Below are 25,615 nucleotides of genomic sequence, written 5' to 3'. Positions count from 1 at the left end.
CGCAATCTGCAGCTTAGTTTATAGCCTCTTAAGGCAATTTAAATAGCATCAACTATGCCGATTGCCATCATCATTCAATTTATTTTCTCTCGGGTCAGCTTATGTCAACTACCACTCCAAAACATGCACACGTATTGATACTCGGCTCTGGCCCTGCTGGCTACTCTGCGGCTGTGTACGCGGCACGTGCCAATTTAAAACCAGTATTGATTACTGGTGTAGAGCAAGGCGGTCAATTAATGACCACAACAGATGTCGAGAACTGGCCAGCAGACCCTATGGGTGTGCAAGGGCCAGAATTAATGCAACGCTTTCAACAGCATGCAGAACGTTTTAATACTGAAATTATTTTCGACTACATCCACACCGCCAAATTGACTGAAAAGCCGATCCGCCTGATCGGTGACCAGGCTGAATATACCTGCGATTCACTGATTATTGCGACTGGCGCATCAGCACAATATCTCGGCTTACCTTCTGAAGAAAGTTTTATGGGTAAAGGCGTATCTGCTTGCGCGACATGTGATGGCTTTTTCTACCGTGGCAAAGAGGTTGCGGTAGTTGGTGGTGGCAATACTGCAGTAGAAGAAGCGCTGTATTTATCTAATATCGCCAGTAAAGTGACTGTCGTACATCGTCGTGACAAATTCCGCGCAGAGGCTATTTTGATTGATCGGCTGATGGCAAAAGTAGCCGAAGGTAAAATCGAAGTTAAATGGAATCACACATTAGATGAAGTAGTAGGAGATAGCTCTGGCGTGACTGGCATTAAAATCAAATCCAGTATTGACGGCAATGTGAGCGATGTCACCCTGCATGGTGTCTTTATCGCCATTGGTCACAAACCTAATACCAGCATCTTCGAAGGTCAACTCGATATGCATAATGGCTATATCAAGACTAAAACAGGTCTTGAAGGTATGGCGACAGCTACTAGCATCCCAGGTGTATTTGCCGCTGGCGACGTGCAAGATCATATCTATCGCCAAGCAATTACTAGTGCGGGTACGGGTTGTATGGCAGCCTTAGATGCACAGCGCTATCTCGAAGATTAATTGCAATTTAAAAACCATTCTTCAGCCTGTTGGCTCTTTTAGTCCTCGCTTATGCCCAGCTCCTTAAAAAATTTTGCTGATCTGAAAAATTTAGGTCAGCAATTAAAACAGCAGGAAGAAGTGCGTCTGCTGCAAGAAGCTGAGCGCAATAAGCGAGAGAAACAAGCGAAGCTGGAAGCCAATATTTTCCGCAATAGCATAGGTGAGGTGGCGCCACTGAAAACGGTGCCCAAACACATAGTTCAAGCGGCACGCCCGCAACCGATTCCATTCCAGCATATTGCAGATGAGCGCGCTGCATTACAAGAATCTATATCGGATGAATTTGACGCCATCACCTTGCTAGCCACCGACGATGGCCTAAGTTATACCCGCGCAGGTGTTGGCAGTGATGTCGTCAAAAAATTACGTACCGGCCATTGGACTATACAAGCGCAACTAGATTTGCACGGTTTGCGGCGCGATCAGGCGAGAGAAAGTTTGGGCGAGTTTTTGCGGAAATGCCAGCGCAATGAACATCGTTGCGTGAGGATTATTCATGGCAAGGGACTAGGTTCAATCAACAAAGAACCCGTGTTAAAGAATAAAGTAAAAAACTGGTTGATACAAAAAGATGAAGTACTAGCATTTAGCCAAGCCACCGCTGCAGACGGTGGCTCTGGCGCATTGATTGTCTTGCTCAAATCTTAGTACTCAAATCTTAGTTGCTCAAATCTGGATTACTCCAATTTCAACCCAAGAATTTTAATTCAAGAATTTGCCATCTTTAGTGATTACAGTCATATCAACGTATTTTGATCCGTTGTGACTAGTTGGCGAAAAATTCACATCAAATCCGCCGACATCATAATTGCTCGTATTAATTGTCTCTAAGGAGGAGATCAATTTCTCACGCGACAAACTACGACCTGCACGGCGTAAGCCCTCTACAAATACTTTGGCGGCAATAAATCCCTCCAGACTGGAAAAATTCAAATCCTTAATGCCCGCTTTTTGCATGACTTTGGTGTATTCATTGACCACGGGCGTTGATGCTTTCCAAGGGAATGGAACTACTTGCGAAATCACGGTACCAGGGCCATCCGTACCTAAAGCATCTGCCAAGGCCTGGCTACCGACAAAAGATACGTTATAAAACTGTCCGTTATATCCTTCTTTGCGCATTCCTTTGATGTATGCCGCGCATGAGGAATAAGCACTAATCTGGATAATTACATCCGGACGCTTCGGCAAAATCTTAGCAATCGCCTTACTCACGTCGGTGCTATTACGTTCTACGGTCGCGGTTTCTACCATTTGCACGTTCATTTTTTTCAGCGCACGTTCTACACCAGCTAAACCAGCCTTTCCATAAGCATCGTTCTGATAAAAGACAGCGATATTTTTAAGACCTGTTCTGACTAATCGCTCGACCAAATGCTCAGTCTCATCAAAGTAACTTCCGCGAATATTAAATATCTGACGATTTAAGGGCTCGCGCAGCGACTGTGCGCCAGTAAAAGGAGCAAAGAAAGGAACTTTAGCTTGCGTAAAAATAGGCAAAGCTGCGTTACTGGTAGGCGTACCAACATAGCCAAATAAGGCGAATACATCCTCATTTTCGATGAGTTTTTTAGTATTAGCAGCGGCTAAATCGGCCTCGTATTTATCATCCATTTTGATGATTTCAATTTTGCGCCCGTGCACACCACCAGCAGCATTGACCTGATCAAAATAAGCCTTGGCACCGGCGTGCAATTGGATGCCCAGTTGTGCAGCAGGACCAGTAAAAGCAGCCGATTGACCTAGTGTGATTTTTTGATCCGTAATACCCTGATCCGCTGAAGCAGGTAATACGATGGTAGAGAGAGCCGCGAGCAGCGACAAGGAGAAATAACGACGTAAAGTTTGCATGATTTACCTGTTTAATCCAATTTAAACAGCATCAGAGCCGGTTTCACCTGTACGGATACGTATCACCTGCTCGACATTTTGTACAAAAATTTTGCCATCGCCAATTTTGCCTGTATGCGCTGCTTTAATGATGGCATCAACGATGTTATCGCAGATATTATCATCAACTACAACCTCAATCTTGATTTTGGGCAAGAAATCTACAACATACTCAGCGCCACGATATAACTCGGTATGTCCTTTTTGACGGCCAAAACCTTTAACTTCAGTAACGGTTAGACCTGTGACACCGATATCGGCCAATGCTTCGCGCACTTCGTCTAATTTGAACGGTTTAATAACTGCGGTGATTTGTTTCATGTTGTCCTCTTGAAATTTTATGTGATTTTATTGTTTTATTTTCTAACTATTTAGTCACGGAATTTTGATGTAATAGGATAACGCCAGTCACGCCCAAATGCACGATGTGTAACACGTATACCGACTGGCGCCTGACGACGCTTATATTCGTTAATTTTGATCAAACGAGTAATACGTTCAACATCTTCTTCACGATAACCAGCAGCAACAATATCTGCTCTGCTTTGATTCTCCTCCATATACCGCTGCATGATGCCATCGAGTATCTCGTAAGGAGGTAAAGAATCCTGGTCTGTCTGGTCAGGTCGTAACTCGGCTGATGGCGGACGGGTCAATATACGTTCAGGGATGACAGGTGATAAACGATTACGGTAAGCACACAAACGATATACCAATGTCTTGGCAATGTCTTTAATCACAGCAAAACCACCCGCCATATCGCCATATAAAGTGCAATAACCGACTGCCATTTCACTCTTATTCCCGGTAGTCAGGACGATGGAGCCATATTTGTTCGATAAAGCCATGAGAATGGTGCCGCGAATCCGCGCTTGAATATTTTCTTCCGTCGTGTCCTCTGCTAAACCAGCAAACTCCTGACTTAAGGTATCTCGAAAAGCACTAAAGCAGGCGATGATCGGAATTTCATCATAGCGTACACCCAAACCCTGCACCATTTCGCGCGAATCTAGCCAGGATATGTCAGCAGTGTAAGGTGACGGCATCATGACTGCTCTGACTTTATCAGCACCCAAAGCATCAACCGCAATTGCCAGAACCAACGCAGAATCCACTCCACCAGACAAACCCAATACAATACTAGGAAAACCATTCTTACCGACATAATCGCGCACACCTAAGACTAATGCCTGATAGACCTGCGCCTCTATCTGTGTATCTATCTGTGCATCTGGACTGGCGCCATTGATTACCTCCTGTGGTGCTAGCATTGGCGCTATTGGCATTATGGGCGCCGCACCATCAAATTCAACAATCTGCAAATCGGCTTCACAATGTTTTAGCTGAACACACACTTCGCCAGCCTGATTCATCACAAATGAATTGCCATCAAAAATTAGTTCATCTTGTCCGCCTACCAGATTGGCATAGACCAAAGACATACCTTGCGACGTAACATTGGCACGCATCACATCAAAACGTTGATGCTGCTTACTCATATGATAAGGCGATCCGTTAGGTACTAACAGCACTTCTGCACCAGCGTTTTTTGCAATCTTCGGCGCAGTAGGCAACCAGGTATCTTCACAGATATTCACACCAAACTTGATGCCCTTCACTTCGAACACGAAGGCATCGTGACCGGATGAAAAATACCGTTTTTCATCGAATACCATATCGTTTGGCAAATCATGTTTGTAATAGCTACCGATCACCTCACCGTTGCATAAAACGGATGCGGCATTCAAACGCACACCATCATTTTCGGCAGGATGTCCTATCAAAACATGCATGTCTTTTAAAACCCTCAAGCTCTCTGCAAGAGCGAATAAGGTCTCGCGCGTTTTTGCGTAAAATGCACTACGCAATAATAAATCTTCTGGCGGATACCCCACTAAAGAGAGCTCTGGCGTAACGACAATGTCAGCGCCTTGTGCAGCAGCTCGCTGAGCATAATCAAGAATTTGCGCGGCATTACCAGCAAGATCGCCAACAACGCTGTTCATCTGGGCTATTGCAACTTTTACTGTCATAGTGGCTTGTAGTAAATTTAAAAGAATTTGAAAATAAGTCTGAAGAACTAGGTCTCAATAAATTAATCTAATAAGTTGAGTTTGAATGAACAGGGATATCACGAGCATCATGACTGAAAACCAGCACGACCGGATCCAAGAAGATCTTCAAGAAAGTTCACATTATCGCACGCGTATCGTGACTTCATTGTCCGATGTCGGCGAGGCGCAGTGGAATCATTTGCTCAGCCTGCAAACTACTAGTAATCCATTTTTATCTTACGCATTTCTGCACGCATTGCACGAATCTGGATCGGCATGCGCCAATACCGGTTGGCAACCGCGTTATATAACATTATGGGATGGCGGCATCTTAGTCGCTGCAATGCCTTTATATGAAAAAATGCATTCTTACGGTGAATATGTATTTGACTGGGCCTGGGCTGATGCCTACCAGAGAAATGGCTTTCATTATTATCCCAAATTACTCTCGGCGATTCCATTTACGCCGGTCACTGGCGGTCGTCTGCTAGCAAGAGATGTGCATACACAAATCGCTTTATTGAATGCTCTCAAGGATATTCAAAAAACGGGAGAATACTCATCTACCCATATTCTCTTCCCTCCCATAGAAGAGGCTCAATTACTACAAGCTGCGGGTTTTCTATTGAGAAGCGGTGTTCAGTTTCATTGGATCAACCGGGATTACTATGATTTTGAAGATTTTCTGTCTCAAATGGAGCAGAAAAAGCGTAAAAATATCCGTGCCGAACGACGTAAAGTAAGTGAGGCCGGCGTCCAGTTCCGCCAGGTTGCAGGGTCAAATATGACAAAAGACGACTGGATATTTTTTAAGCGTTGCTATGACCACACTTACTCCGATCATCATTCCTCGCCCTATCTAAACTTAGATTTTTTTCTGAGAATAGGCGCAAGTATGCCCGCTAATTTGAGACTCATTTTTGCAGAACGTAACGGCAAACCCATCGCAGCTTCTTTGTTGGTGCATGACGACGATACGCTGTACGGCAGATATTGGGGTTGCCTGGAACATGTACCTTGTCTGCATTTTGAGACCGCGTACTATCAGGCAATAGAATTTTGTATAGCAAAAAAAATTAAGGTTTTTGAAGGCGGTGCGCAAGGCGAACATAAAATGGCACGTGGGTTTTTACCCCAAAAAACTTGCTCAGCACATCATTTGGTTCAGCCAGAATTTTTTGACGCAGTTGCGCATTTCCTCGAGCGCGAAACCGATGGCATAGCGCACTATTTTAATGAACTGAATGACCGGATTCCATTTAAAAATCTAAAAAATTAACTGTGATAGGAAAGACTTGAAATTCTTCCTTGAGCAAGGCATCCTGTATAGATGACTCCATTATCCTCAACTCACCCAGCGTCTAAGCAAGGATTGCCAACGCGTCGTGTCGGGCGCTTCTATCTGACAGACAAGCTGGGCAAAGGGTCAAATGGTGCCGTCTTTCTGGGACATGATCCTGTGATTGATCGCCCGGTCGCAATCAAAATACTTGGCACTAGCCACGGGATTGCAGACAAAAAACAACGCGAACAGCAATTCATTAACGAAGCACGCGCTGCCGGACGCTTATCTCACCCCAACATTGTGACCATCTATGATGCCTCCAGTGAAGGCGGCACAACATTTATTGCGATGGAGTTTTTACAAGGACAAGATCTGCGTGAGTTACTCGCTAGCGGCAAACATTTTGATAATATTGCGACCACTACTATTATTCACAAAATTGCCGAAGCGCTCGCGTATGCCCATGAGAATGGTGTAATTCATCGGGATATCAAACCTGCCAATATTTTTATCCTGCCAAACCAGCAACCGAAAGTAGTTGATTTTGGGATTGCCCGTGCACCGAATAGAATTTTAACCAATCCCGACAATCCAGCACAAACCTTATTCAACAATAATGTGCTCGGTACGCCAAACTATATGTCACCAGAACAGGCCATGAGCCAGCAAGTGAATGCACTGACCGACGTGTACTCGCTAGGTGCAGTGATGTATGAGATGTTGACGCAACAAAAACCGTTTCAATCCAACGACATTGACAAACTACTCAATCAAATCGCTCATAAACACCCAAGATCGCCATCAGAATTAAATCCTGCTGTCCCTAGCAGTTTGTCTGCGGTTGTAATGAAGGCCATGCAAAAAGCGCCTGCGCAACGCTACCGTAGTGCCGCTGAAATGGCTCAAGCTTTACATAAAATATTGGAAAGAGATCAACGCCTTAAACGCAAACGTAAACATGCTGGTACTGCGGCTGATACATCAAAGGAAAACATTGGCGATGAGAGGAAAATTTCTTGGTTGAGCTGGATTGCAGTACTAATCGCATTAGGAATTTTTGTAGCTTATTTTTTTAATGTAAAGCCTTAGACTGCTGCTAGCTATACAGTCAGCTAGATCATTAAGACTTGTGCACAATTGCCCCAACAAGGCGCAGGACAAAGGCAGTAATTTAGTGAGGCGAGAAGCTGCAACGTAGCTGAACTATTTTGCGCAGCCCCGCACAATTTAACTCAAGGCATTACTGATATACTCGTAGCATGTATATCTTAGCTCGCCAGAATTTTGTTGGGCAATAGAGCATTTTTTACAGAAATATGGGGGAGTATATTAAACCCAGATTTTTCCATCTTCGTAAAGAGGGTCTGTATTTTTGAAAGTATGCAAATATTTTGGAATGAAAAAGTCACAAAAAAAGCACATATATATGTGCTTTTTTTGCGATTAAATTCGTTGACTCAACTACCGGACCTAATCCTGTTTCAATAAAACCAAACACAAATTAAAGTTTGCGAAAGTTTGCAACGCCTTCCATGATTTCAGCTTTCGCATCTTCAGGGCCGCCCCAACCTTCGATCTTAACCCATTTACCTTTTTCCAGATCTTTGTAGTGCTCAAAGAAATGCTGAATTTGACGCAAACGCAATTCATTCATATCTTCTGGTTTTTGCCAGTGGGAATAGATCGATAAAAGCTTATCTACTGGCACTGCTAACACTTTGGCATCATTGCCGGCCTCATCCGTCATCTTCAGCACGCCGATCGCGCGGCAACGCACTACTACGCCCGGCAGCAGAGGAAAAGGTGTAATCACCAATACATCCACCGGGTCGCCATCACCCGCGATTGTTTGTGGCACATAACCGTAGTTACATGGATAGTGCATTGCAGTACTCATAAAACGATCAACAAAAATCGCGCCAGTTTCCTTATCAACTTCATACTTGATTGGATCGGCATTCATCGGGATTTCAATGATGACATTAAAATCATTCGGCAAGTCACGGCCAGAAGGAACGTTATTTAAGCTCATATTGCTCTTTCAAAATAGAAGTCAAAAGTAAATCGGGTTGGATTATAGTCGTTTTTATAGACGCTTCGATAGCTAATTAGCTAGTCACTCACGCTCAGCAAGCAGTCCGCAATCTTCAACGAACGTTATGGCTAAAGCATAGTAGCAATTGCGCATTGACGATAATGTTGCGCAGCCTCATCAGCTTGCCCTAAAGCCTCGTGCAATTGTGCCAGCTTGAGATTAGATTCTCTTACGGTTCGGGACTCTGTTGCATCAGACAATGCCTGTTCCATATGACGTTGCGCCTTACCCCATAATTTTTGCTTAAGGCAAAGAGTACCTAAGGTTAAGGCCAGCTCTGGATCTGTTGGACGCTGTATCGTCCAGCGCTCACAGTGCTCAATCTGTCCCAATAAAGCGACTGAGCCTTCGCTTGCAGCAGCGTCGCGATAAATCCGCATTAATCTGTCATCCCACTCTTCAGCGACCGTCTTTTCAACGATCACTCGCGCATCCTCATGCAAGCCCCGTTCATTAAACGATTTAGCTGCGGTAAACGCGACGAAGCGATTTTTCCGGTCATCGGCAGGGATTTCGTACCAAACCCGACGTAGTGATTCTGCATCATGTCCGTGATCAGTCAGCAAATCCTCATAGGCCAATTCACGCAAACGATTCGATAAAGCCGGATGCAGCGCGCGGTGTTTATCTAAAGTCCGAACTAGTTTTAATACTTCTGGCCACTTTTTAGCTTGCTGATTCGCTTTTAGTGCCCAGCGCAGTACTTGGATATGACGTGTACCACTTGCGTGCAACTCTTTCACAGCGTCAAGAGCTTGTTCTGCTTTGTGCTGATCAACCAGTAACTCAGTCATTGTGACCAAGCGAGCCGTTTTATAAGTCATGTCGGCTTCGGTACTTGCGAACCAGGAATCACGGCGTTCGAACTGGCCCATATGATGGGCTGCTCTGGCCGCAATTAATGCAGCAACCGCGGCATTATCTGGCAGTTCAACAGCACGCAATGCTGCTTTTTCTGCATGACCAAAACGCCCTTCAAATAAAGCCTTTAATGATTCTCTTAAGGCCTTATTGCCATCCCGTTCTCGCTTACCTTGACGATACATAGCCACCTTACGCGGCATTTTTTGCGTGGTAACAATGGTGCGCATCACCAGATACAGCACGACAAACAAAACCAGTGTCAGGAATAAGAAAAAATTGAGTGAGATATCTATTCTGTAGGGCGGATAAAAAAGCACTACGTTGCCGGGGTTATAGCGGGCACCAACGGCAAGACCAACTGCCATGGCAAAGAGAATCAGAAGCCGGATAAAAAGACGCATATTTTTATTGAACCTTAGGGCTTCACTTTGTAGTTACGAACGGCATTCAAGCTCTCCGCTAATGTGGGCATTTCTATAGACAAGTTACTACCTTGTACTTGTCTCAATAAAGCTTGCACTGATTGGGTTTGCTTCGCTCGTGTATCAAAATATTTAGTGATGGCATCTTGCGAAGCAATCAAATCATTGCGAAACATACTTTCATTACGCGACAACAATGCTAGTCGCGCATTTAACAGCCGCAACTTAAGATTTTCTCTGGCAAAGTAGCTTTGCGATGGTGTCAGCAATAACGCATCTGGCGTTTCAACATTACGGACTCTGATGAGTTGCTTAACTTCGTTCCACATCTCGCTGGAAAAACTTTGCCATGCATCTTCTGCCCGCATTGTCCAGGAATTTTCAGGAATTTCATCAAGAGCGACTTTTTTACCATTTTTCAACAGCGGCACGGGAGATTTTGGCAATACTCGCAGAGGTGCTTTTGGTGGTGTCGCAGAAACAACTGATTTTTCATCTGCCCACAATGGAATATGATCAACTTGCGCGATGACACTATCCAGGCGCAAAGCGATGCCTGTCAAATCGAGAATCGGCAAAGACTTCAGCTTATCGGTATCTTTGGCAATCGCACGGCGGATATTAATAAATTGCGGTTTGTCCGATTTAGCCAGGCGGCTATCTGCATTTTGCAAAGCGATTAAAGCACCTTGGACATTACCGGCCAATTGTAATTGCTGGCTAGCCGTCGAGAGTACCTGCTCGATTTCTGCCAATGCCCATTCGTCACGATTTTTGGATAAGTCTTGATACAGTTGATCCAGCGCTAATTGCTGACCTTGTGCCTCGACCTGCTTGCCTTCCAGCAGCGTCACTTTGGCCTGAATTTCCTTCGCGGACTCTTGTACCGTTTTTGCCAGTACTTTAGTTTCGCTGGTCGTACTCTCCGCGACTTGCAAACGCTTAGCAACCTCTTCGCGCAAGTTGTTTATCTGATTTTGTGAAGTCCACCAGTTGGCAGCCAGCAAAATCGCCAATACGCCGGATAACACATAAGCAGGTTGCGAAAACACTGGACCAGGCGCTTTTGCCGGTTCTGACGATGCGGGAGGTGATACCTGAGTTACAGGGAGTTCTGTCGATTTATTCATCGATATAGTGTCGGATGGTGATTGCTGATCATTCATAGACGAGATTGTAACGCGACAAGCAGGTGTTCGTCGCCAGAACCTGTGAGAGTAATTGATTGGAAACCACAATTCTTTGCAGTTTCTGCGATACGGGCATGTGGCAGTATCAAATGCTGTTGTTGCAATTTTGCCACGATTCCATGAAAACCAGGCTGCTGCTCTAACTGTTTAGTCCAGGACAGCAAAGTTTGCAATGCCTCAGAGCTAGTGATAACCCATTGATTTTGCGTTTGCAAAAGTCTGCCAAGCTGATCTTGTCGCAACGATGTAAATTCGGGTGCCGTACGGCGATACGCTGCAATTTGGGCTACATCAATCCCCTTTGATCGCAGAGCATCGGCCAATAATTCGCGTCCGGTCTCACCTCTAATAATTAAAACTTTTTTATGGCGCAGGGCATCGATATCTAATTCGTCCAATAAAGTCTCAGAGTCAGTACGATCCGGGTTGTGGGGATAATAAATTGTGGTGTTGGCAGTCGTGATGCCAAGCTCATCTAATGCGGCCAGACTCCCGGCACCCATCACGGCAATTGGTATTTTGGCAGACCAGTTGTTTTTTAAACGGACAAACGTCGCCTGAATTGCGTTGGGGCTGACGAAAGCCACCAGAGCGTAAGCCGACAAATCGGCCAACAGACGATCGAAAGCGCTGTAATCCGTTAAGGGGTGAATCTCCAGCAAAGGAAAACGCACCACAGTCCGCCCCATCGCCGTAACTCGTTGCGACAAAGACTCTGCTTGGCTTATCAGGCTTATTGGAATTATCGGGCTTAGAGAGCGAATAGGACGGGTGACAATGACTGGCATATCAGGCATATCAGGCATATCAGGCATATCGTACATACAATTGCCTCGCTCTACTGTTTAATTTGCTGATCAATCTTACTGGCTTTTCGCAGAAAAATCTGTCGTAGCCTCTTTCTTGCAAGCCACCAAGATAGCCTCCGCATCTTGTGCCGACAAGGCTTGCGCCACTTGCGCGCCTAATAGCTGGGCAGTTTCTATGCTATTGACTGCGCCACTGACAGCGGCACTGGCGATCCTGCTGCCATCTGGCATTCCTATCATTGCACGCAAGTGCATGATGCCATCGCTTATCGTTGCAAACGCGGCTAATGGCACCTGGCAGCTACCGCCAAAAGCTTTAGAAACAGTCCGCTCAGCGCTGACTGCCTGGGCAGTTAAATCGTGATTTAAAGGTGCTAACCATGTCATTAACTCTGCTCTGTCATCTGGTACTTCGATTGCCATCGCGCCCTGTCCCGCTGCTGGCAAGCTATGTTCCGGTTCCAAAAAATGACGGATTCTGCCCGGCACACCCAATCGTTTTAAACCTGCTGCTGCCAGAATAATTGCTGCATATTCACCGTTGTCCAGCTTACGCAAACGCGTATCCAGGTTGCCGCGTAAAGGACGAATAATCAAATGCGGGAACCGAGCCGCAATCAAAGCCTGACGACGCAAGCTGCTGGTACCAACGACCGCGCCGTAAGGCAAAGCATCCAATCCGGCATAGTCATTTGACACAAACGCATCACGTGGATCTTCCCGCTCCAATACCGCAGCCAACGCAAAACCCTCAGGCAAATCCATGGGTACGTCTTTCAGCGAATGTACCGCCAAATCAGCACGTCCCTCTGCCATCGCCACCTCTAGCTCCTTCACAAACAACCCCTTGCCACCGACCTTGGATAAAGCTCTGTCAAGGATCTGGTCACCACGCGTCGTCATACCTAGAATCTCGATAATGCAATCGGGATAAAGTAATGCTAAGCGGTCGCGCACATGTTCTGCCTGCCACATAGCGAGGCGACTCTCGCGCGAAGCGATGACCAATTTAGTTGGATGATTCGTGAGATGGGATGGGTTCAAGACTGACCTTCAGTGAAATGGTGCCGAATTTTATCACGCAGCTCTCGCCACTTGGGATTCAAACTTCACTCAAAACAGAGAAGAAAATCATCGAAGTATGAATACAATCAGTCAGAGAGAAAGATATACAAGAAGCAATATAACGTGTGGAATTCCGAGCTAACTTGACAAAATATTAGGGCTGGCGGCATCATGACGCAACACAGCACGCAGTCTATTGTCATGCCGCCTCACTGCGCGGCATTTTTTATGCGCAGATTCAACATAAAAATCGGTGCTCTCGACATTGAAGGCATTAAAAAACACTGCGGACGTAATAAATGTTATTGAAAGCGAAATGACTAATATTTCCGAAAATACGCAAAAAGAGTGGCGGCTAGCAACGACAAATCTCCATAAAACCGAGCAAATTACATTACAGAATAAACAGAGCACACTATGAGCGATACCACTACAACTGCAGCATCCAATGCAACATCCGCCGCCAACTCTGACGTTACGTCAACAGCACCTCGTGCCAGCAATAGCGTGCCGGAAGAAGGTAAACAACATCTGATTCTGACTGGTGACCGCCCTACCGGTCCATTGCATCTCGGCCACTTTGTCGGCAGCCTGCGCAATCGGGTTAAGTATCAGCATGAATATCAGCAATACATCATGCTGGCCGACGCGCAAGCCCTCACTGATAACATGGATGATCCCGCTAAAGTCCATAACAACGTGCTGGAAGTCGCGCTGGATTATCTGGCGGTCGGGATTGATCCGACGAAGTCGACTATATTTATTCAGTCACAAATTCCTGAGCTAACTGAACTGACTTTCTACTACTTAAATCTGGTCACGGTCGCGCGTCTGGAACGTAATCCAACGATCAAACAAGAAATCGTATTACGTAATTTTGAACGCGATATCCCTGCCGGTTTCCTGACCTACCCAGTCAGTCAAGCCGCGGATATCACCGCGTTTAAAGCCAGTCTGGTACCGGTCGGCGAGGATCAGATTCCGATGATTGAGCAAACCAACGAAATCGTGCGCCGCTTCAACCGTCTGGCTAAAAAGGACATTCTGGTTGAATGTCAGGCGCTGGTACCTGAGATTGGTCGTTTACCTGGTATCGACGGCAAAGCCAAAATGAGTAAATCCCTCGGCAACACCATCAATCTCGGTGCAACACCCGCAGAGATCAAGGCTGCGGTCAAAAATGTCTACACCGACCCTCTACATTTACGTGTAGATGATCCTGGTCATCTGGAGGGCAATGTCGCTTTCATTTACCTAGATGCATTTGATATTGACAAAATCGCTCTGCAAGAAATGAAAGATCACTATGTTCGTGGCGGTTTGGGCGACAGCAAAGTCAAGGCACGATTAGAAGGCGTTTTGCAAGATTTACTCACCCCCATCCGCGCCCGCCGTGAAGAGTTCGCCAAAGATCGCGGGCAAGTGTTGCAGATGCTCAAACAAGGTACCGAGCGAGCGCGTGAAGTTGCCGCCAGAACCACCGATGAAGTCAAAGCAGCAATCGGTTTGAAGCATTTTTAATTCAGCTGGATAAAACTTGTGCGGGCGATAGAGAAGTTCACTTGCTTTTTGTTATCTGCACAAGTTAAATCATGCATAGATTTAATATACTCCCCCACAATTTATTAAAATATGCCTTAATGTCCAATGATTACCTGGACAATAAAATATACCCTCCATCAGTATATATTTAAACTAAATTAATCAAACACCGGGAAACACCTAAGGGAGCGCTGAAAAGTGTTAAGAATTTTATGAGCAGCCCTCCAAGTTCCGCCAATATTCCTAGCCTCCCTAGTCTTCGTAATTTACCCAGCCTTCCCAAGCCCAGCTTGCAATCCGCCCGCGCACTACATCTGGCAGCACAAGGATTACTTCAATCTCCACGAAAAAAAGCCAGCAAACAAGATGTGCTGGCACAAATTCGTCAAATGGCAGCGCTGCAAATCGACACCATCAGCGTGGTTGCACGCAGTCCGTATCTGGTGCTCTGGAGTCGCCTCGGGCCTTACCCGCAAACCTGGTTAGAAGAGTTGCTAGAGGAAGGTCAGATTTTTGAATACTGGTCGCACGAGGCCTGCTTTTTACCGATAGAAGATTACGGCTGGTACCGGCATCAGATGATAGCGCCGGGCAAATTGGGCTGGAAATACAATCATCAGTGGCTGAGTGACAATCAGGAGCAAGTCAATAAGGTCAAACGCCATATCAAAAAACATGGTGCAACCCGCTCAGCGGACTTTGAACGTACGGATGGCAAAGCCGGTGGCTGGTGGGAATGGAAACCAGAAAAGCGCGCGCTCGAAGTCTTGTTCACCTTGGGCGAAGTGATGGTTGCCAAACGCCACAACTTCCAGCGGATTTACGACCTGCGTGAGCGTGTGCATCCCAGTTGGCAAGACCAACAGCATCTGCAACCACAACTCGCTTGCCAGCAACAACAGATATTGCAGGCTGTGCGCGCACTGGGCATGGCTAAAGCAAGTTGGGTCGCCGATTATTTTCGCATGGGAAAACTGGATACCCGTATTGAGCCAGAGACCTTAGCGCAGCAAGGTCTGCTACTCAAAGCCACCGTAACTGGCTGGGATCAGATCGTCTACGTGCATCCCGACCACGCCGGTCTGCTTGAGCAGGCGGCGGCTGGCAAACTGAAAGCCACCAACACCCGGATTTTGTCGCCATTTGATCCCGTGGTGTGGGATAGAAAACGGGCAATCGACTTATTCGACTTTGACTACAAACTAGAATGCTACACGCCAGCACCCAAGCGGCAATATGGCTATTTCACCTTACCGATATTACGCAATGGTGCACTGATCGGAAGGATGGACGCCAAAGCCCATCGTAAGGAAAGCCGCTTCGAAATCAAAGCATTGCATCTAGAAGCTGACGTCCGCATCAGCCAAGCGCTGGCAAACGATATCGCCAAAGTCGTCCAAGAATTTGCGGACTGGCACGGATGTAATGAGATTGACGTCGGCTATTGCAGTTCTGAGCAATTGCAAACAATGCTGGCGACGAGTTTTTGAAGGTTTAAAAGGCCGCAAATACTACTTTTTTACTGCATTAGATTAGATTACAAATTTGCTCTGCCAAATTAGCGCACCAAGGCCTTAATCACAGGCCATTGCCGGCGCGATATCGGCAGACGCTCTGTGCAGTCGCGCAAAATGACTTGCCAGGATTCTGTGACTTTTTCGTGATCGCTATCGGCATCAAACATAAATAATGCGCGTTCGACACCGATGATGGCATTGCGTGCGACCAACGCATTTCTGTGTGCTCTGACAAAGACGTCAGCCATTTCATGTTCGATCGAGGTGAGTGATTCCTCCAGCAGATAATTACGCGTTTTGGTGTGCAGCGTCAGATATTTTTGTTCTGCTTTCAAGTACAAAACATCAGCGACAGGAATCAACAAAACCCGGTTGCGCTCAAATATAGAAAAAGACTGTCGTCTGTTGGGCAGCAGCGGCGCTACCGGCGGACTATCTTGAGCGTCAGGTACCGGAACGGCTTGTTTGGAGCGAGCGTGGATCAATCCGGCGCGGTTGATGGCTTCTGCCAAGCGACTGGCACGCACTGGCTTCAGCAGATAATCGATCGCATGCACTTCAAACGCTTTAAGCGCATAGTCGTCATAGGCCGTCACAAAAATAATCGTCGGCACTGGCGTTGCCTGCTGTTGCGACAGCGTTTGCAAATGCTGCGCCAGCTCCAGACCCGTCATGCCGGGCATTTGCACATCGAGTAAAACAATATCAGGCCGCTGCGCCAAAATACCCTCTAAAGCAGATTGTGCGTCACTAGCCTCACCCACCAGATTATTCGGACACTCTGGCTGGATGTCGTCAAAAAGCGTCGTCAGACGTTGTCTGGCGGGCGCTTCATCATCGACAATAAATATAGTGGGGCTACTCATTTTTTCAGAGGGAAATGTAATTGCAAAACAAAAATGCCATCGACAATCTGATCACTCATTTGCGCTTCAATATCATAAAGCAAGGCCAGACGCTGGCGTATGTTTTCTAATGCCATGTGGTTGCCACCTAACACTTTGACTCCGGCATGAAAAGGATTGCTGATGCGGATCTCGATTTTATCCAGACTACGCTGGATGCGCACGCTAATGGTTGCCGCTGTTTGTGATGGCTCTATACCGTAATGCACAGCATTCTCTAGCAAAGGCTGTAATAACAGGCTAGCAATGTGTGTGTCACGCAGTTCTTGCGGAGTCAGATTGATGATGCTCCATTCAACCTGAAGACGATCACCCAAGCGAATTTTTTCTATCGACAGGTATTGCTGACAGAGGTTAATTTCTTCCTGCAAAGTCGTGATATCGCGGGTATCACGCATCAGTACGCGGAACAGGTCAGCCAAATCCTCCAGCGCAGTTTCTGCGCGACGGGGTTCAGTGCGAATCAGCGATAAAACTGCATTAAGACTATTGAATAAGAAATGTGGCCGGATTCGCGCCTGTAGCGCCTGCAAACGCGCCTCGCCCAAGGCCGGCGAAAATGCCTTGCTACGTAATTCAAAATAGTGTTGTAAAGCGATCCCGAATAAAAAACAAATGAAAGCGACATAGGCTTTGGACAATCGGGGATAAGTCAGGGTAAACCACTCAAAACCGCTCAGGGTCGATAATAAAAGCATCGCAATCAAGGCAGGCACAATGCCACAGAGCAGTCTTTGTAACCATGCTGGCGAACCGTCGCGCTCCGCCAGACGCCGGATACCGCACAAAGCGAAAAGTGATAGTAAGCTGATCATTTCAATCAACATCGCGCTTTCTGCAAACTCTTGAAAATTAAATAACCAGCCTTGTCCACGCGCCAACAAAGTCAACAATACCAGAACATTGACAGCGATCAGCACCCTCGAAATAACGCCGGTATTGCAGTAATCGGGAATCAATAAATCCGTGGGAGTACGATTTGTTTGCTTGGTCATAAAGGGAAACAGGTCGTCGGTGTTTTATAATCGGGGAATTCAGCGTTTTTGAGCATGGTTGACTTTATACTTCGGCTTAACGTCGTTGGCACTTCTAACACTCCATACTCAAGCGCTATCCGCATCATCCTATTATTCGCCTTACAAAGTTAGCTATGACATCACAATTCTCTAAAAAAAGCGAGGCATGGTCTGCCCGTTTCTCCGAACCGGTATCTGATCTAGTCAAACGTTACACTGCCTCGGTCTTTTTTGATAATCGGATGGCCGCTTTTGATATCCAAGGTTCGCTAGCACATGCGGAGATGTTATCAGCACAAAACATTATCACTGCACAAGATTATGCCGACATTCAACGCGGCCTGGCACAAATCAAATCTGAGATTGATGCTGGTCAGTTTGTCTGGTTACTGGATCTGGAGGACGTGCATCTGAATATCGAAAAACGCCTGACCGAATTAGTCGGCGATGCCGGCAAACGTCTGCACACCGGTCGCTCACGCAATGATCAGGTGGCGACAGACATCCGTTTATATGTGCGCGCAGCGATTGATAATATCGTTGGCTTACTCGGTGATTTGCGCTCTGCTCTGCTGGATCTGGCAGAAAATAATGCAGAAACGATTTTGCCCGGCTTTACCCATATGCAAGTCGCACAACCGATCACGTTTGGTCACCATATTCTGGCGTATGTAGAAATGTTCAGCCGCGATGCCGAGCGTATGGTGGATTGTCGCAAGCGCGTCAATCGTTTGCCGCTGGGCGCTGCTGCACTGGCTGGTACGACCTTCCCGATTGACCGTGAACGTGTCGCAAAAACACTGGGTTTTGATGATGTATGCCACAACTCGCTGGATGCAGTATCTGATCGTGATTTTGCGATTGAATTTTGCGCAGCGGCGGCGCTGATCATGACGCATATCTCCCGTATGTCAGAAGAGCTGGTAATCTGGATGAGTCCACGGGTCGGCTTTATCGATATTGCAGATCGCTTCTGCACAGGCTCATCGATCATGCCGCAAAAGAAAAATCCTGATGTGCCAGAACTGGCACGTGGTAAAACGGGCCGCGTCAATGGTCACTTAATTGCCTTGCTCACCTTGATGAAAGGTCAGCCACTGGCCTACAACAAAGATAATCAGGAAGATAAAGAACCGCTATTCGATACGGTAGATACCATCACTGACACCTTACGTATTTTTGCCGATATGGCAGGCGGCATTACTGTGAAGCCAGACGCAATGCGCGCTGCAGCCTTACAAGGTTATGCAACAGCGACCGACCTAGCAGATTATTTAGTCAAGCGCGGCTTGCCTTTCCGCGATGCGCATGAAGCTGTGGCGCATGCCGTCAAAACATGTGTAGATAAAGGCTGCGATCTGAGTGATATGAGTCTGGATGAGTTACGTGCTTTCTCAAGTCTGATCGAAGCGGATGTGTTTGCCGTATTGACACTGGAAGGCTCCGTCGCCGCACGTGACCATATCGGCGGCACTGCACCTAATCAGGTCAAAGCAGCGATTGTCCGTGCCCGCAATAAACTTGCAGCAAACTTATAGCATCTTAAACCCAGATTTTCCATTAGACCGCTACCACTTCGCAAAAAACGCAGACGGCATGCGGTGTTTAGAGGGATAGCACCACCGCGATTTGAGTGAAAACGCTACAGCGACAATTGCACCTTTGGCAAACTGCCTGGCGTTGTTCCAATGGAAAATCTGGGTTAAATAGGCAAGTAGTTCAGCGAGTAGTTCAGCAAACGATTCAGTAAATAAGTTAGCAAATAAAAAGGAGGACTTAGTCCTCCTTTTTTACGTCCATCTTCGTTTGATCATTCCTGCCAATCAGATTTACTTGATTGCGCTGCGATCCCGAACAAACATCGCCGTCAGCATACCGATCACACAAACACCCATTACATAATAAGCGGGTGCCAGTGGATTATCTTTCAGCAATAAGGTCACAACAATTGGCGTCAAACCACCGAATATTGCATAAGCTACATTGTAGGAAAATGACAGTCCTGAGAACCGGACCTGCGCCGGAAAAGCATTGACCAACACAAATGGAACAGCGCCCACGACACCAACCGCAAAACCGGTTAAGGCATACAGCGGCAATAGCATTTCTGGATTGGTCTTAATTGTTGTGAACAGAAAATAAGTACAGATCAGTAGAAATAAATCGCCCAAAAACAATATGCGTTTAGCGCCGAATTTATCAGACAACAGTCCGGCAACTACACAGCCAGCGGTCAAACACAAAGTTGCAACGCTGTTTGCCATTAATGCCGTGCGTCCATCAAAACCATAGATTTTTTGAAGAAAAGTTGGTGTCATCAAAATCACCACCACAATCGCAGCCGACAACATCCAGGTCAGCAGCATGGACACAGCAACCGCGCCGCGATGATCGCGCAATACAGTTTTGAGCGGCATCTCAGCAGCCAAGGCTTTACGTTTTTGTAGTTCTGCAAACACGGGTGTCTCATGCAACCAGCGACGTAAATACATAGCAGCGATACCAAATATCCCACCCAACAAAAACGGCAAACGCCAAGCCCAGTCAGTCAACTCTACTGGCGTAAAAATCGTATTCATCGCGGTTGCGACCAATGACCCTAACAAGATACCGCTAGTCAGACCTGCGGTCAGCGTGCCGCAAGCGTAGCCCACGTTTTTAGCTGGCACGTGTTCAGAGACAAATACCCATGCACCAGGCACTTCACCACCTACGGCAGCACCTTGCAAAATACGCAGTATCAACAAGGCGATTGGTGCAAAAATACCGATAGTCTGATAAGTCGGCAGCAAACCCATCATCAGCGTGGGTACCGACATCAATAAGATGGATAAAGTAAACATCCTTTTGCGTCCTAGCAGATCACCAAAGTGCGCCATGATGATGCCTCCCAAGGGACGCGCCAGATAGCCCGCCGCAAAAATCCCGAAAGTCTGTAATTGTCGCAGCCATTCAGGCACAGATGGCGGGAAGAATAATTTACCAATCACCGTGGCAAAGAACACAAAAATAATAAAGTCATAAAACTCTAATGCGCCACCAAGCGCAGCTAACGACAGTGTTTTGTAATCTTGTTTGGTCAGCAGGCGATTTTCTTGATTGACATCGGTGCTGGCCAGATTGCCGCCACCGGCATAAACATTGTCCTTATTATTCATTCATTGTCTCCTCTATTTTTTAATTTCTTATTAAGTTAAGAAGTCGTACCCGCTGCTTAAATTGTCCATTCAATTTTTTATTGACTTGTTCAATAAAGCTGCCAGAGCCGGACTCGACTTCCTAACTTTCCCTTTTTGCTAACTATTACTCTCTTTTGCTAACTGCCTGCTACCGTCATACTTTCAATTAAAATTGAACCTGTTTGTTTAGTGCCACGTGTCAGCGTATCCGCGCCGATTGCCACAATGTGCTGAAACATATCGCGCATGTTGCCAGCAATCGTAATTTCTTCTACCGGATATTGAATCACGCCACGCTCAACCCAAAAACCAGAGGCGCCGCGGGAATAATCGCCGGTCACATAATTAACGCCCTCGCCCATCAACTCGGTCACCAGTAAGCCGGTATCCATTTTTTTCAGCATGGCTTTAAAGTTATCTGTCTTTGTAGTCAACGCTGAAGTCATAGACAAATTGTGCGATCCACCTGCGTTACCGGTGGTCTTCATCTTCATTTTCCGGGCGGAATAACAAGACAGGAAATAGCCTTGCAACACGCCGTTTTTAACCACATCACGACGCTGCGTTTTGACACCCTCGTCATCAAATGGGGACGAGCCTACTGCACCAATGACATGAGGATCTTCCAGAATTTCGATGTGGGATGGAAAAATTTGCGTCCCTAAACTATCCAGCAAAAAACTGGATTTGCGATATAAAGCACCGCCAGAAACCGCTTGCACAAACGATCCCAGCAATCCTGCCGCTAATGGTGCTTCAAACAATACCGGACACTTACGGGTATCTAATTTGCGTGCGTTCAAACGTGCCAGCGCACGTTCAGCGGCATAACGACCTATAACCTCTGGCGAGGCTAATTTTTTTGCGTTACGCTGCGATGAATACCAATAATCGCGCTGCATACGAGCGCCTTTGCCCGCAATCGGCGCTACCGAAATGGTGTGACGAGAGAAGGGATAACCGCCGATAAAGCCACGCGAATTAGCCGCGATAAAATGCGATTGTTGCGCGTGAATACTGGCACCTTCGCTATTGGTAATACGTTTATCGACTGCCACAGCTGCCGCTTCCGTACGGGTGGCAAGATCAATCGCCTCCTCTGCCGTGATCAGCCATGGGTAGCAAAGTTTTAAATCTTGCGGATGCATTTCTAACAAATCCGCTTCCGGCAAGCCTGCGCAATCGTCTTCCGCCGTAAAACGGGCGATGTTATAGGCGGCATCGACAGTTGCCTGCAAGGAGGCGCTGGAAAAATCGGATGTACTAGCATTACCACGCTTTTGGCCGATGTAGACGGTAACGCCTATGCCTTTATCGCGGTTTTGCTCTATGGTTTCTATCTTGGCTTTGCGCACACTGATGGATAAACCACCACCTTCGCTAATTTCGACAGCGGCATCAGATGCGCCTTTTTCACGCGCAAAACGTAAGACATCCTCTGCGATTTGCTTCAATTGATCTTGAGTATGGGTAAAAACAGGCTTGCTCATAGGCTAGGTTTCTTTGGAGTCATCGATAAACAAGGTATCATAGCAGCCGTTTCATTAAGTTTATAGAATAAAGGCGAATCAATTATGCCAAATCCAAACCGAGGCTCCTGCGGCTTCAAGTCCAACGAATTCGAGCAAGAATACGAGCGCCCCTCCAAATCGCAACTCAAACGCGAGAGTGACGCCCTGCAAAAATTAGGGCAAGAACTGATCGACCAGCCACGAGACCGTGTTAAACGCGTCCCGATGCCGGAAGATGTGCGCGATGCGATTTTAATGTGTCAGACCATCAAAGATCACGAGGGTCGCCGTCGTCAATTGCAATTTGTCGGCAAAAAAATGCGTACTCTGGATGAAGAAGAAATTGCTCTCATCCAGAAAACCATCGATAGCTGGAAAGGTAAGTCCAAATCCGACACCGCCGCCATGCATGCGCTGGAGCGCAGACGCGATAAATTGCTGACCGATGACAAAGCATTGACTGAACTGCTAGAGCAAAATCCAGAACTCGACGTGCAACACCTGCGTAATCTAATCCGCAACGCGCGTAAAGAACAGGCAGAAAACAAGCCGCCAAAAGCATATCGTGAAATTTTTCAGATTCTGAAAGATATCCAGGTCGCTCAACGTGCTGCGCAGAAAAAAGCTGCTGGCGATTTAGCTGATGCGGAATCTGATGATGAAGATGACTTCGATGATGATGTTGATGATGCTAAACATGAGCAACATGACGACTAAATCAGCCACTGAGTTAGAAAATACTAAAGTAGAAAATACTGAAGTAAAAGATAAAAAAGCAGACCATTTAAAAATTGGTCTGGTTTCTATTTCTGACCGCGCTTCTGCTGGCATTTATCAAGATCAGGGTTTACCCGCTTTGCAAGACTGGTTTGGTAGCGCGCTTAGCAGCTCATGGAGTATGGAAACTCGCTTAATCCCAGATGAACGTGCTGCCATTGAGCAGGCCTTGATTGAGCTGGTCGATCAGGAGCAATGCCATCTGGTCATCACTACAGGCGGAACTGGTCCCTCACGACGCGATGTCACTCCAGAAGCCACTTTGGCCGTCGCCACAAAAGAAATGCCGGGTTTTGGCGAGCAAATGCGACAGATCAGTCTGCAATTTGTGCCGACAGCAATCTTGTCGCGTCAAGTTGCGGTGATACGCGAGACGGCGGAGCATGCCGCGCTGATTCTGAATTTGCCTGGACAGCCTAAGTCGATCAAAGAAACGCTGGAAGGCTTGAAAGATGCCGACGGCAAGCAACTCGTCTCTGGTATTTTCGCCGCCGTCCCCTACTGTATAGATTTAATTGGCGGTCCGTATATCGAAACACACGATGCAGTTTGTAAAGTGTTTCGGCCAAAATCGGCTATTCGTAGCAAAGCATAGCTCGCTACACTCTCACTTCGACATCCCTAAAATGATCCGATCAAAAAAGCTAACTTCTTTAAAAAGACGCTGGCTTTTTGGTGCGACCTTAGGTGGTGTAACCTCTGTAGTATCAATGGTATGCCGCAGTAGTTTTAGTCAAACCAGCGCAACAAAACCTTTGCCATTGCCTTCAAAAACCACACCAACCTCAAAGTCCAATATGAGCACATTACTTGACACCGTAGAACTCGAAAGCGCCCCCAATCCGACCGTCGCCATCATCTGGATGCATGGCCTTGGCGCGGACGCGAATGACTTCGTTCCGATCGTGAAAGAATTGAATCTAAAAGGCTGCCCGGCAATCCGCTTTGTGTTCCCGAATGCGCCTGTGATGCCAGTCACGATCAACGGTGGTCATGCAATGCGTGCCTGGTACGATATTTTGGGCACCGACATCGCCAGACGTGAGGATGAAAAAGGCCTGCGCAGTTCACAAGTATTGATCGAGCAATTAATCGCCCGTGAGAATGCCCGTGGCATCCCGGCTAGCCGTATTATCCTCGCGGGCTTCTCCCAAGGTTGCGCGATGACGCTGCAAACTGGATTGCGCCATACCGAAAAATTGGCTGGTCTGATGTGTCTGTCAGGTTATGTTCCCTTACGCGATCTGGTCGCCAACGAACGCCATGCATCGAATCAACATACGCCTATCTATCTGGCACATGGTCGTGCTGATCAGGTAATCCCAATTGCCAGAGCAGAACAATCGCGTGATCTTTTAAAATCCCTAGGCTACCCGGTGGAATGGCATGAGTACATGATGCAACACTCGGTCTGTCAGGAAGAAATTGGCGACATCAGTAGCTGGCTGAAAAAGGTATTAGCCTGATTTTTTGTTTGGTACTGAAGCGCGTCACAAGCACGTCTCGATGCTCTGGTAATGGGTCTGAATTGCAGGCAATGTAGCTTCTGCACCTCGCCATCGCACTTGAAAAACAGCTTCAGCGCACTTAGAAGCCAGTAATATACTAGGGGAGTGTATTTTTAATTGTCCAACGGTTATGTGGACAATAAGGTATATTTTTTCACATACTCCCCTTATTTTTAATTTTACAGCAATCAATGGCTGACAAATCTACTCAAGAACATTCTCAAATCGGCTCTCAGCCACTGCAAGTCTTGTTTGTACATGGGATGGGGCGCTCATCGCTGTCGGCTACACCGATGCTGCAACGTTTGCGGGCGCATGGTCTGACGACCAGTAGTTTTAATTATTTTGTGGCGCTGGAAAGCTTTGCGGGAATCCGGGACAGGCTCGTTAAAACGATCACGGCAGTTGCGGCCAAGGGCGATTATATTTTGATTGGGCATTCGCTCGGCGGTGTGTTGTTGCGCAGTGCGATCAATGCATTGCCGGAAGATTGCCGTCAGCCCCGGCAATTGTTTTTACTCGGCTCGCCCATCACGACCTCCAGAGTGGCGGGACGGGTGCAACATCTGTTGCCATTTAGAGTGGCGACAGGAGATTGCGGACAATTGTTATCAAGTGCCGAGCGCATGGCAGCGATTGCACCTGTCAAAACGCCGACGATTACGATCATCGGCACCAAAGGAATTAAGGGCAAATACAGCCCTTTCGGCGATGAAGACAATGACGGCGTGGTGTCCATATCAGAGGCGTATGCACCATGGGCAGAACAGGAAATCTTGCTACCCATCATGCATACGCTGATGCCATCAAATCGCCTCGTAAGTGAGGCGATTTTGGCGCACCTTCCAGCCTGACTAAGTTGCTAACTAAGTTGCCAAATTAGTTTCCA

General features: G+C 46.9%; 23 protein-coding genes. 11 read left to right on the top strand and 12 right to left on the bottom strand.

Annotation, left to right across the window (positions count from 1 at the left end; all coding sequences use genetic code 11):
* Positions 1–101 precede the first annotated feature (101 nt).
* Together trxB and QN395_RS14475 are read left to right on the top strand one after the other, a co-directional pair.
* The gene (trxB, locus tag QN395_RS14480) at positions 102–1,055 is read left to right on the top strand and encodes a thioredoxin-disulfide reductase (protein WP_322118305.1); all 954 of its coding nucleotides are present in this window, start codon (positions 102–104) and stop codon (positions 1,053–1,055) included.
* 51 nt (positions 1,056–1,106) lie between these two features.
* On the top strand, positions 1,107–1,745 hold the full coding sequence (locus QN395_RS14475; protein ID WP_322118304.1) for a Smr/MutS family protein: 639 nt from the start codon (positions 1,107–1,109) through the stop codon (positions 1,743–1,745).
* A gap of 54 nt (positions 1,746–1,799) precedes the next feature.
* Here the strand turns inward: QN395_RS14475 and QN395_RS14470 are convergent, their stop codons facing one another.
* Genes QN395_RS14470 through QN395_RS14460 form a run of 3 tightly spaced genes read right to left on the bottom strand, consistent with a single transcriptional unit; the run spans position 1,800 to position 5,020 of the window.
* On the bottom strand, positions 1,800–2,948 hold the full coding sequence (locus QN395_RS14470) for an ABC transporter substrate-binding protein (protein WP_322118303.1): 1,149 nt from the start codon (positions 2,946–2,948) through the stop codon (positions 1,800–1,802).
* A 21-nt stretch (positions 2,949–2,969) separates the two neighbouring features.
* Positions 2,970–3,308, bottom strand: a complete 339-nt coding sequence (locus QN395_RS14465; protein ID WP_322118302.1) for a P-II family nitrogen regulator — start codon at positions 3,306–3,308, stop codon at positions 2,970–2,972.
* 50 nt (positions 3,309–3,358) lie between these two features.
* The gene (locus tag QN395_RS14460; protein WP_322118301.1) at positions 3,359–5,020 is read right to left on the bottom strand and encodes an NAD+ synthase; all 1,662 of its coding nucleotides are present in this window, start codon (positions 5,018–5,020) and stop codon (positions 3,359–3,361) included.
* A 109-nt stretch (positions 5,021–5,129) separates the two neighbouring features.
* On the opposite strand from QN395_RS14460, the gene QN395_RS14455 reads away from it, so the two are divergent.
* Positions 5,130–6,320 carry a GNAT family N-acetyltransferase gene (locus QN395_RS14455; RefSeq protein WP_322121551.1) on the top strand — a complete coding sequence of 397 codons (1,191 nt, stop codon included), beginning with the start codon at positions 5,130–5,132 and terminating at the stop codon, positions 6,318–6,320.
* Between the two features lie 51 nt (positions 6,321–6,371).
* On the top strand, positions 6,372–7,415 hold the full coding sequence (locus QN395_RS14450; RefSeq protein ID WP_322118300.1) for a serine/threonine-protein kinase: 1,044 nt from the start codon (positions 6,372–6,374) through the stop codon (positions 7,413–7,415).
* A 412-nt stretch (positions 7,416–7,827) separates the two neighbouring features.
* Here QN395_RS14450 and ppa read toward each other — a convergent pair whose 3' ends face one another.
* From ppa to hemC, 5 genes are all read right to left on the bottom strand, one after another.
* Positions 7,828–8,358 carry an inorganic diphosphatase gene (gene ppa, locus QN395_RS14445; protein WP_322118299.1) on the bottom strand — a complete coding sequence of 177 codons (531 nt, stop codon included), beginning with the start codon at positions 8,356–8,358 and terminating at the stop codon, positions 7,828–7,830.
* A gap of 131 nt (positions 8,359–8,489) precedes the next feature.
* Positions 8,490–9,686, bottom strand: coding sequence for a heme biosynthesis HemY N-terminal domain-containing protein (locus QN395_RS14440; RefSeq protein WP_322118298.1), 1,197 nt, complete (start codon positions 9,684–9,686; stop codon positions 8,490–8,492).
* 14 nt (positions 9,687–9,700) lie between these two features.
* Positions 9,701–10,837, bottom strand: a complete 1,137-nt coding sequence (locus QN395_RS14435; protein ID WP_416200150.1) for a uroporphyrinogen-III C-methyltransferase — start codon at positions 10,835–10,837, stop codon at positions 9,701–9,703.
* 32 nt (positions 10,838–10,869) lie between these two features.
* Positions 10,870–11,721 carry a uroporphyrinogen-III synthase gene (locus QN395_RS14430; protein WP_323492229.1) on the bottom strand — a complete coding sequence of 284 codons (852 nt, stop codon included), beginning with the start codon at positions 11,719–11,721 and terminating at the stop codon, positions 10,870–10,872.
* Positions 11,722–11,760: 39 nt separating this feature from the next.
* The gene (gene hemC, locus QN395_RS14425; protein WP_322118295.1) at positions 11,761–12,750 is read right to left on the bottom strand and encodes a hydroxymethylbilane synthase; all 990 of its coding nucleotides are present in this window, start codon (positions 12,748–12,750) and stop codon (positions 11,761–11,763) included.
* 438 nt (positions 12,751–13,188) lie between these two features.
* On the opposite strand from hemC, the gene trpS reads away from it, so the two are divergent.
* Entirely contained in the window at positions 13,189–14,292 is a 1,104-nt protein-coding gene (gene trpS / locus QN395_RS14420; RefSeq protein WP_322118294.1) for a tryptophan--tRNA ligase, read from the top strand.
* A gap of 233 nt (positions 14,293–14,525) precedes the next feature.
* A complete protein-coding gene (locus QN395_RS14415) occupies positions 14,526–15,803 on the top strand; it encodes a winged helix-turn-helix domain-containing protein (protein ID WP_322118293.1) in 1,278 nt (425 codons plus the stop codon).
* 68 nt (positions 15,804–15,871) lie between these two features.
* Here QN395_RS14415 and QN395_RS14410 read toward each other — a convergent pair whose 3' ends face one another.
* Together QN395_RS14410 and QN395_RS14405 are read right to left on the bottom strand one after the other, a co-directional pair.
* Complete coding sequence (locus QN395_RS14410) at positions 15,872–16,696, bottom strand: LytTR family DNA-binding domain-containing protein (protein ID WP_323492228.1); 825 nt, start codon at positions 16,694–16,696, stop codon at positions 15,872–15,874.
* Positions 16,693–17,730 (bottom strand): sensor histidine kinase, encoded by a 1,038-nt coding sequence (locus tag QN395_RS14405; RefSeq protein WP_322118291.1) that lies wholly within the window; start codon positions 17,728–17,730, stop codon positions 16,693–16,695. The genes QN395_RS14410 and QN395_RS14405 overlap by 4 nt, the downstream gene beginning before the upstream one ends.
* A gap of 155 nt (positions 17,731–17,885) precedes the next feature.
* Between QN395_RS14405 and argH the strand changes: the two genes are divergently transcribed.
* On the top strand, positions 17,886–19,289 hold the full coding sequence (gene argH, locus QN395_RS14400) for an argininosuccinate lyase (RefSeq protein ID WP_322118290.1): 1,404 nt from the start codon (positions 17,886–17,888) through the stop codon (positions 19,287–19,289).
* A 291-nt stretch (positions 19,290–19,580) separates the two neighbouring features.
* Here the strand turns inward: argH and QN395_RS14395 are convergent, their stop codons facing one another.
* Positions 19,581–20,909, bottom strand: a complete 1,329-nt coding sequence (locus tag QN395_RS14395) for an MFS transporter (RefSeq protein WP_322118289.1) — start codon at positions 20,907–20,909, stop codon at positions 19,581–19,583.
* Between the two features lie 158 nt (positions 20,910–21,067).
* Positions 21,068–22,420, bottom strand: a complete 1,353-nt coding sequence (pmbA, locus tag QN395_RS14390; protein ID WP_323492227.1) for a metalloprotease PmbA — start codon at positions 22,418–22,420, stop codon at positions 21,068–21,070.
* A gap of 84 nt (positions 22,421–22,504) precedes the next feature.
* Between pmbA and yjgA the strand changes: the two genes are divergently transcribed.
* The 4 genes from yjgA to QN395_RS14370 all read left to right on the top strand — a co-directional run bounded on the left by yjgA (position 22,505) and on the right by QN395_RS14370 (position 25,580).
* Positions 22,505–23,158 (top strand): ribosome biogenesis factor YjgA, encoded by a 654-nt coding sequence (yjgA, locus tag QN395_RS14385; RefSeq protein ID WP_322118287.1) that lies wholly within the window; start codon positions 22,505–22,507, stop codon positions 23,156–23,158.
* Positions 23,148–23,813, top strand: coding sequence for a molybdopterin adenylyltransferase (gene mog / locus QN395_RS14380; RefSeq protein ID WP_322118286.1), 666 nt, complete (start codon positions 23,148–23,150; stop codon positions 23,811–23,813). Before yjgA ends, mog begins: the two co-directional genes overlap by 11 nt.
* A 202-nt stretch (positions 23,814–24,015) precedes the next feature.
* Positions 24,016–24,684, top strand: a complete 669-nt coding sequence (locus QN395_RS14375; RefSeq protein ID WP_322118285.1) for an alpha/beta hydrolase — start codon at positions 24,016–24,018, stop codon at positions 24,682–24,684.
* 233 nt (positions 24,685–24,917) lie between these two features.
* On the top strand, positions 24,918–25,580 hold the full coding sequence (locus tag QN395_RS14370) for an alpha/beta hydrolase (RefSeq protein ID WP_322118284.1): 663 nt from the start codon (positions 24,918–24,920) through the stop codon (positions 25,578–25,580).
* Positions 25,581–25,615: the final 35 nt, after the last annotated feature.

Source organism: Undibacterium sp. RTI2.2 (genome assembly GCF_035018705.1).
Taxonomy (GTDB): Bacteria; Pseudomonadota; Gammaproteobacteria; order Burkholderiales; family Burkholderiaceae_D; genus Undibacterium.
This window is presented reverse-complemented; position numbering and strand designations above follow the sequence as displayed.